Annotated in this window: 6 protein-coding genes and 1 pseudogene; 4 read left to right on the top strand and 3 right to left on the bottom strand. The window is 68.5% G+C overall.

The window, feature by feature from the left end; translation table 11 throughout:
- The 3 genes and pseudogenes from HUW62_RS45725 to HUW62_RS45715 form a co-directional block, all read right to left on the bottom strand.
- Positions 1-475: pseudogene (locus tag HUW62_RS45725) on the bottom strand (peptidoglycan-binding protein LysM); the annotation flags it as partial.
- Positions 472-921 (bottom strand): FecR family protein, encoded by a 450-nt coding sequence (locus tag HUW62_RS45720; protein ID WP_176438020.1) that lies wholly within the window; start codon positions 919-921, stop codon positions 472-474. The pseudogene HUW62_RS45725 and the gene HUW62_RS45720, both read right to left, overlap by 4 nt.
- Positions 922-981: 60 nt before the next feature.
- Positions 982-1,785, bottom strand: a complete 804-nt coding sequence (locus tag HUW62_RS45715; protein WP_163867389.1) for a carbon-nitrogen hydrolase family protein — start codon at positions 1,783-1,785, stop codon at positions 982-984.
- Between the two features lie 208 nt (positions 1,786-1,993).
- Here HUW62_RS45715 and rimP point away from each other — a divergent pair, with 208 nt between their 5' ends.
- From rimP to HUW62_RS45695, 4 genes are all read left to right on the top strand, one after another.
- Positions 1,994-2,479 carry a ribosome maturation factor RimP gene (gene rimP, locus HUW62_RS45710; protein ID WP_163867390.1) on the top strand — a complete coding sequence of 162 codons (486 nt, stop codon included), beginning with the start codon at positions 1,994-1,996 and terminating at the stop codon, positions 2,477-2,479.
- Positions 2,480-2,539: 60 nt separating this feature from the next.
- The gene (gene nusA, locus HUW62_RS45705; RefSeq protein WP_163867391.1) at positions 2,540-4,240 is read left to right on the top strand and encodes a transcription termination factor NusA; all 1,701 of its coding nucleotides are present in this window, start codon (positions 2,540-2,542) and stop codon (positions 4,238-4,240) included.
- A 90-nt stretch (positions 4,241-4,330) separates the two neighbouring features.
- Positions 4,331-4,549, top strand: a complete 219-nt coding sequence (locus tag HUW62_RS45700; protein WP_240356567.1) for a YlxR family RNase P modulator — start codon at positions 4,331-4,333, stop codon at positions 4,547-4,549.
- 137 nt (positions 4,550-4,686) lie between these two features.
- Positions 4,687-5,073, top strand: a 387-nt coding sequence (locus HUW62_RS45695; RefSeq protein ID WP_255204008.1) for a translation initiation factor IF-2 N-terminal domain-containing protein, incomplete at its 3' end; no start/stop codon positions are given.

Here is a 5,073-nt window from a genome sequence, read left to right as displayed (position 1 = left end):
CCACGCGCACGGGGGGACCTCGGGTGACGCTGACGGTGGTGGTGCCCGCATCCGGCTCCACGTGCACGCTGAAGGCGGAGGGGTGGGGGGCGCGTCCGGTGGAGACCAGCGTGCCGGCCGCGTTGGCCGCCTCGGACGCCTGCGCATAGCGCGCGGTGCGGAAGTAGACCTCGGCCTCGCCCAGTCGTGCCTCGGCTTCCGGGAGGGTTGCCTCGCCCTTCGCCTGGGCGACGAGGGTGCGCGCGGTCTCGAGCGCCTTGAGCGCCAGGGCCCGCTCCTGGCCCGGCAGCTTCAGCCGCGTGCCGGGGGCGACGGCATCCGAGGCCAGTCCATTGAGCGCGCGCAATTCGGCCGTGGCGCTCGCGTCACCGAAGACGCGCTCCGCCACTTCCCGCAGGGACTCCTGGGGGCCCACCACCGTGGTGTCCGGGGGGAACGCGCTCAACCATGCGAGCAGGAACAGGGCCGTCCTCATTGGAAGACAATCTCCCTTCCCGCCTGGATGGTGGCCGCGGGGGTATTCACTGAAAGCGACTGCGTGGAGGGGCGCTCCAGCTCCGCGTCGATGCGACCGCGCAGCACCGTCAGGTCCGTGCGGGGCCGGCCGGGCCTCGGCCGCGTTTCGGCGATGCCGATGAGCGAGTCGCCTCCCAGGTGCACCGTGCTCCCGTTGCCGCTGAAGACCAGGTCCGCGCCCGCGCCCGCCTCGGTGCGGACCTTGTCGTTCTCGAACAAGGGGACGTCATCACTGGCGATGCTCCACTCGTCTGCGGTGGCGCGTTTGATTTGGACGTTCCCCTTCAGCCCGCGCAGGTGCGCGCGAGGCGTGGGCGCCGGAGCGGAGGACGTCGTGGGCACGGCGGGCGCGTCCTCGGCGGTGCAGCCGAGCGGCGAAGCCAGGAGCGCGAGCGCGAGCAGCATGGGGAGCCAACGTCGACCATTCACGAGAAGGGGTCCGTCCGGAAATCAGCGTTCCCCAGGCTAATCCAATCGGCGGTGTCGCAGGCAGGGCAGGTCGCGACGGATGCGCGACTGGAGCTCCGGGTCCACCGGCGCGACGGCCAGGCCCTCGCCCTCCGAAGCCCTCGCCGTCACCAACCCCCACGGGTCCACCACCATGGCGTGGCCATACGTCTGCCGCTGGGCCGAGTGCCGGCCACCCTGGGCGGGCGCCAGCACGTACGCCTGGTTCTCAATCGCGCGCGCCCTCAGCAGCACCTCCCAGTGGTCCTTGCCGGTCATCAGGGTGAAGGCCGCGGGCACCGCCAGCAGCGTCGCCCCGTCCTTGGACAGCCGGCGGTACAGCTCCGGAAATCTCAAGTCGTAGCAGACCGAGAGCCCCAGCCGACCCACCTCCGTGTCCGCCGCCACGACTTCCGTCCCCGGCGCGACCGCCGCGGATTCCTGGTAGGTCGCACCATCCCCCACCTCCACGTCGAACAGGTGCATCTTCCGGTAGACGGCCCGCCGCTCGCCGTCCGGGCCGAACAGCACGCTGGTGTTGTAGAGCCGCCCTCCGGGGGCGCCGGTCTCCAGGACGCTGCCAGCCAGGAGCGTCACCTTCCGCTCGCGCGCCAGCTCCGCCATCCGGGACAGGGTGGGACCGTCCAGGCCCTCCGCCGCGCCCTGGCGCTCCGGCTCGGGCCCCATCCACGAGAAGTTCTCTGGCAGTCCCACCAGGCGGGCGCCCAGGTCAGAGGCGCGCCGGACGAGCCGGGTGGCGACTTCCACGTTGAAGGCCTTGTCCGCGGTGGACACCATCTGGGCGGCTGCGATGAGGTGCATGGGCGCGTTATAACGCCCGTCCGGCGCTCGGAACCCCTGGGAATTCCTTGCCCTGTTGGGCAGGTTTCACGGGACCCGAGAGGGAGCGTCCTTCCTTTACACCCCGCTGGGGCGTGTGTTACGGACGCGCCGACATTTTTCGATGTGCATCTCGAAAAGTGGGCCCCTGTGCCCGCTTTTCGCGTTTTTGGAGACTGGTTTCCCGGTTATGTCGGAGAAGAACCTCAAGCAGACGGTGGAGGAACGGGCCATTTCGGTGCTCGAACCCCTCGTTGCGGGCGAGGGCCTGGAGCTCGTGGACCTGGAGTTCGTCCGGGAGCGCGAGGGCTGGGTGTTGCGGCTCTTCATCGACAAGCCAGGGGGACGGGTGGGACTGGACGAGTGCAGTCAGGTGTCCCGCGCGGTGGACCCGGTGCTGGACGTGGAGGATTTCATCCCCCACGAGTACAGCCTGGAGGTCTCCAGCCCCGGGGTGGACCGGCCGTTGAGGAAGCCGGACCACTTCGAGCGAGTCCAAGGTCAGAAGGTGAAGGTGAAGACGTTCGGGCCGGTGGGCGAGCCGCCGCGCAAGAGCTTCACTGGCACGCTGACCGGGGTGGCGGGCGACGGTATCTCGGTGGAGGTGGAAGGCGCCGGAACCTTTCACATCCTCTTCAAGGATATCGCCAAGGCGAACCTGGAGTTCGAGTTCTAGACGTCGACATACAGGGCACCCTGCCGCGCGGGGGGCCCGTGGCCCATTCAGGAGAAGACCATGCCTACGCAGCAAGCCAACCCGAACGTCAATCTCAACCTCGTCCTGGACCAGGTCGCCAAGGACAAGGGCATCGACCGGGCTGTGCTGATTGCCACCCTCGAGGACGCGATGAAGACCGCGGCCAAGAAGCACTTTGGCCAGGACCGCAACCTCGAGGCGAAGTACGACGCGGACAAGGGCGTGGTGGAGCTGTTCCAGGCCATCGTCGTGGTCGACGAAATCACCGACCCGGTTCAGGCGGTCAATCAGATCATCCTCGCGGAGGCCCACAAGAAGGGCATGGAAGTGGAGCCCGGTGACGAGCTCGTCTTCCAGATCTTCTACCGGGACGAGGACGCCAACGAGGCCAAGGCCCAGGACGACCAGTACGGCGACATCCTCCGGCTGAAGACCTTCCGCCGCGGCTTCGGCCGCATCGCCGCGCAGACGGCCAAGCAGGTCATCCTGCAGCGCACGCGGGACGCGGAGCGCGAGAACGTCTTCAACGAGTACAAGGACCGCAAGAACGAGATCGTCACCGGCATCGCCCGCCGGTTCGAGCGCGGCAACATCATCGTGGACCTGGGCCGCGCGGAGGCCGTGCTGCCGGTGCGCGAGCAGGTTCCCCGTGAGACCTACCGTCCGGGCGACCGCGTCCAGGCCTACGTGCTGGACGTGCTGCGCGAGTCCAAGGGCCCGCAGATCGTCCTCAGCCGCGCCTCGGTCAACCTGCTCACCAAGCTGTTTGAGATGGAGGTGCCCGAAATCGCCGAGGGCATCGTCGTCATCGAGGCCGCCGCGCGCGAGCCGGGTGGCCGCGCGAAGATCGCCGTCTCCAGCCGGGACTCGGACGTGGACCCGGTGGGCGCGTGCGTGGGCATGAAGGGCAGCCGCGTGCAGGCGGTGGTGCAGGAGCTGCGCGGAGAGAAGATCGACATCGTCCCGTACGACGAGGACCCGGCCCGCTTCGTGTGCTCGGCGCTGGCGCCCGCGGAGGTCAGCCGCGTCATCATCGACGAGTCGAACCACGCCATGGAGCTCATCGTCCCGGACGACCAGCTCAGCCTGGCCATCGGCCGGCGCGGCCAGAACGTGCGCCTGGCGGCCCAGCTGACGGGCTGGAAGCTGGACATCAACAGCGAGAGCCGCGTGCGCGAGATGCGCGAGTTCGCCGGCCGTTCGCTGGGCTCGCTGACGGGCGTCAACGAGATGCTGGTGGAGACGCTCTACGCCCACGGCTTCCGGCAGGCCCGGGACGTGGCCGAGGCCAACGCGGAGATGCTGGCGCAGATCCCCGGCGTGGACCCCGCCCGGGTCCCCACCATGCAGGAGGAAGCCCGGAAGCGCATGGATTATGATCAGGCGGAGCTGTCCCGCATGGATTATGAAAGGGAGCAGGCCCGCCTGGCCGAGGCGCGCCGCCACCCCGACGAACTGTCCCAGGCCGAGCGCATGGCCCGTGTGCGCGGCGTTGGCGAGAAGACCATCGAACAGCTCATGGCGTCCGGCTACCGCACGGTGGAGGACATCGCCAACGAGAAGGACCTGGCGAAGCTGGGCGATGTTCCGGGCGTGGGCATCAAGAAGGCGCGCCAGCTCAAGAGCGCGGCGGAGAACTACCTCGTGGAGGAGGCCAAGCTGCGCACGGAACTCAACGCCGAGCGCGGTATTACGACGGCGACCCTGGACGGTGGCGCGGAAGCCACCAAGTCGCCGTAAGCTGGTAGGAAGAAGAGGAGAGGGGACGTGGGGCGCCCAGAAGGTCGCTCGGTACCAGCGGAGCAGAGCGCGCGGTCAGGCCCGGTCCGGATGTGCGTCGGATGCGGGTCCAAGCGACCGCAGGCGGAGCTCACCCGGTTCGTGATAGGGCCTGGGGGTGCCATCGTGGTGGACAGGGAGCGGCTGCTGCCCGGAAGGGGCGCCTACCTGTGCGGTGTCGGTTGTATGACGGCAGCGTTGAAGCGGAAGGCGTTTGGTCGGGCTTTTCGCGGGAAGGCGGGGTTGGTAGACCCGTCACAGCTCGGGTAGGCATAGGAGCCTGCGCCATGAGGGCGGAGGGGTGTTGGGGGGGAGTGGGTGTTAAGGACCACTCGCACACATTTTCGGGTTTGAGCTAGGGTGCTGCGCCCCGGAGTCGCCGGGTGCGGCAGGCCAACAAGGGCAATATGTCGAAGAAGCGCGTCCACGAAATCGCCAAGGAGCTCAAGGGCCACGGCATTGAGCTCGACAACAAGGAGGTCGTAACGGAGCTGTCCGCGCTCGGTTACGACGTCAAGAGCCATTCGTCTTCCCTCGATGACGACCAGGCGACCGCCGCCGTCCAGAAGATTTTGGACAAGCGCAAGCCGAAGCAGGCAGCGCCTCCCGTGACGGCGAAGGGGTTCGTGGTGCGCCGCAAGGTGGGCCCGCCCGCGGGCTCCGCCGAAGCGGGCATGGAGTCGCAGTCCCACGACTCCAATGACCACTACGATTCCGGACCTGTCGAGTCCGCTCATCACCCCGCCCTGGAGGCTTCCCCGCCTCCCGAGGAGGCGCCCCGCGCAGTGGAGCCC

Source organism: Myxococcus sp. AM011, assembly GCF_013372595.1.
Taxonomy (GTDB): domain Bacteria; phylum Myxococcota; class Myxococcia; order Myxococcales; family Myxococcaceae; genus Myxococcus; species Myxococcus eversor.
The sequence above is the reverse complement of the archived record's forward strand: the minus strand, read 5'-3'. Positions and strand labels throughout refer to the sequence as shown.

Coding starts and splice junctions, on each gene's coding strand:
- HUW62_RS45720 (WP_176438020.1), bottom strand. CDS start 921: ATGCTGCTCGCGCTCGCGCTCCTGGCTTCGCCGCTCGGCTGCACCGCC.
- HUW62_RS45715 (WP_163867389.1), bottom strand. CDS start 1,785: ATGCACCTCATCGCAGCCGCCCAGATGGTGTCCACCGCGGACAAGGCC.
- rimP (WP_163867390.1), top strand. CDS start 1,994: ATGTCGGAGAAGAACCTCAAGCAGACGGTGGAGGAACGGGCCATTTCG.
- nusA (WP_163867391.1), top strand. CDS start 2,540: ATGCCTACGCAGCAAGCCAACCCGAACGTCAATCTCAACCTCGTCCTG.
- HUW62_RS45700 (WP_240356567.1), top strand. CDS start 4,331: ATGTGCGTCGGATGCGGGTCCAAGCGACCGCAGGCGGAGCTCACCCGG.